This window comes from Thermovirga sp. (assembly GCF_017656375.1).
Lineage (GTDB): Bacteria > Synergistota > Synergistia > Synergistales > Thermovirgaceae > Thermovirga.
On the sequence record NZ_JACDOB010000069.1, the window covers coordinates 1 to 3,024 of the forward strand.

The 3,024-nt window shown below is 43.3% G+C and carries 1 protein-coding gene and 1 pseudogene; one reads left to right on the top strand and one right to left on the bottom strand.

Annotated features, from left to right (window positions below):
- On the bottom strand, positions 1–2,042 hold a 2,042-nt coding region (locus tag H0Z23_RS08805), incomplete at its 3' end, for a methyl-accepting chemotaxis protein (protein ID WP_296869076.1).
- Positions 2,043–2,458: 416 nt separating this feature from the next.
- On the opposite strand from H0Z23_RS08805, the pseudogene H0Z23_RS08810 reads away from it, so the two are divergent.
- A pseudogene (locus tag H0Z23_RS08810) lies at positions 2,459–3,024 on the top strand (transposase); the annotation flags it as partial.

Below are 3,024 nucleotides of genomic sequence, written 5' to 3' on the forward strand. Positions count from 1 at the left end.
AGGGTCTCAGCAATATGAGCAAGGTTTTGAGCTTCCTGGGCTATTTGTTCGCTAGCTTTTACTATTTCGTCACTAGATTGAGAAACGGATTCCATAGCGCTTACCGTATCCATAGTAGCCTGGGTTGCAGCTTCCACCCCTTGAGCCATTTCATGGGCTGCTGCGGCTTGTTCTTCAGATGTTGCAGCTATGTTCTGCATAGCGTCATTTACGTCTTTGATATGTTGCACCATCTCAGCCAGCTTGCCAAGAGACTCATTGGCAAGTTTAATTGTATCTTCTACAGCCTTGTTGGATTCTTCTGTAGCCTCAAGGGATGTTTTCGCCTTGTCCTGTAGTGGGGTTATAAGGTTTTCAACCTCATGTGCAGCGTTAGCAGATTCCTCTGCCAGTTTTCTCACTTCTTCAGCGACTACAGCAAAACCCCTGCCGTGCTCACCAGCCCTTGCAGCTTCTATAGCAGCGTTCAGTGCAAGCAAATTAGTTTGTTCGGCTATTGATTTTATGGCATCCACCAATTTTGTTATTGACATTACGGCGTCTGCCATTTCTTTTATCTTGCTTTCGGTGTCCTTAGATTTGTTGCCAACTATTGTAATAGCTTCGGTTACCTCTTCTACCTTATGAGAAACCTCTTCAGATATGGCAGACATTTTAGCAGCCGTTTCGGCTCCATTGGTTGCGCTCTGTGCAGCCTGTTGTGCAGAGCTTGACACTTCTTCAACACTGGCATTTATCTCCTGAAGAGATGCAGAGTTGTTTTCCATGAGTGATGCTGCTTGTTCAATGGCTTTTTTCCTTTCTTCTAACGAGGCGACAGACTCTTCTGATAGGGAAGCTAAGCCCCCCGCTACATCTGCGGTCTGTGTAGAGTAGTTGGCTATATCGGCCATTGCCTGCCTTAAGACTGTTTGTAAGTTCAAAGCAGCCGAAGCCATCTGGCCTATTTCTGTATCTTGTTTTGCTGCCTGCTCTAGCCAATTTCTATTTTCATAATCTCTCAAGTCAAGCTGTCCCAATTTGCCCAGCGCTTTGGTTACATGTGTTATGGGTACTGTAATGCTCTTGGAGAAGAAATATAGTAATACTCCCAGGATTACAATGACGATTGCCCCAAGCGATATTTGGGTTTTAATTTCTTTCATGACTATTGCGTTTAAATCTGATGTTGGGAAAACTATGCCGAAAACGAATCCGGACTTTGTAGGTGCATAAAATACCCTTCTGTTTTCTCCTTGAAAGGCAAAGTCTGCAAAGCCAGCTTTGTTGCTGGAAACCATCTTTTTCCCTGCTTCTGCTATTTCAGGGGTTATGAGGGAGCTGGTCTTTGTCATATTTTCCTTCATTATCATTTCCGATTTAGGGTGGGCTATAAAGTTGCCCTCTTTATCTATGAGGAAACCATAGCCTTTCCCAAGAATTTTGTAGGAAGTTATCATCTCTGATAGGTCTTCGAGGATGACATCTATTGCCGCCACTCCCAGAATTTTGCCTGAGGAGGAGTTGATTGGGGCTGCCACAGTTATCAGTAACTTGCCAGTGCCTGCATCTACATAGGGCTCTGTAAGAACAGCCTTATTTTCTTGAACAGCCTTGATGTACCATGAACGTTTTCTAGCGTCATAGTCTTCAGGCTCCTCCCAACCACTTCCTGAACCTACTTTACCTGTAGATGCTAACCCTACGTACAGGTCATATATGTTTAAATCCTTTACTAATGATTCATAACAACGCTTAAGCAGAGGCTCCAAATCATTATCGGTAGCGTTAGGGTGTGTTTCTAGGAACTCGGCAGTAGAGCCGGCTATACTTTTTGATAAAGTTTTAAGTTCTTGGAAGTACTGATCTACCTGTACCACACCGTTAACAATTACTTCATTGCCTAGAGTATTGACTTGCTCATTAAGAGTATCCTTGGTTCGATAGGCCGTTATAGCTATCATTATTCCCAAAAGAGTAATTACGCTAATAGCCAGCATCCACAGTTTTTTAGATATGCTAAACCCTCTTTTGTTGTTTGAACTTCTGCGCAAAAAAGACATGTAACATCGCTCCTTTAACTGAAATTGCAAGTAGTTATAGATTAATTATTTTTATGGCAGTGAAGTTGCTAGAGACATGGAAAGTATAATATGGAGGATGCTGTAGAACAAGTAAATACCCCTATTGTGTATTTAGAAATAATTTCGATAAGTGCGCAAAATGTCTTCTGGAGTAGGAGTTGTTTTATTGTGTGTGAATAGCGCAAGCACGGTTCAGTGAGGGTTGTGCGTTCAACTTAGCCATGGAGCAAATAATTGTGGCACTCCCGGAGGAAACGGGGAAAAACGGAGAAAACAAACCTGTTCCTAAAGTTAGAAAGGCGCACTTCTACTCGACAAAAGCAAGAGAGCCACTACAAGGTCTCTGGTTTAAAATGGCAATCAGCAGAAAAACCATAACCGGAGGTGACCTTGCAATGGCTCAATACAATATTACCATCGACTCGGAATTGTTGCACAAGTTTTTGTCAGATAGCATGGAGTCTGGTGTGTCTAAGCTATTGGAATCAGTTTTAAACCAGATTCTCCAGGCGCACAGAACAGTTAAGAGCAAAAGCCTATGAGCGTACAGAGGAACGTCAAGGATACCGTAACGGCACATATCCTCATAGGCTTACGACAAGGGTGGGCAGCCTTATCTTGAGAGTTCCGAGGCTTCGTAATGGCAAGTTCTCTACGGAGCTTTTCAGCAGGTACCAGAGAAGCGAGCAGGCCTTTGTTTTGGTTCTTATGGAAATGGTGGTAAATGGCGTATCGACCCGCAAGGTGTCGGAGATAACGGAGGAGTTATGTGGAGTAAGAGTATCCAAGTCATTGGTATCGGAACTATGCAGGAGGCTTGATCCAGTTATAGAAGCATGGAGAGATAGGTCTCTGAAGGATAAGGAGTATCCTTTTCTGATAGTAGATGCTTTAGTTATAAGGGTTAGGGAAGACAACAGGGTATTGCATAGGAGCATGCTGATAGGAGTAGGAGTGAACA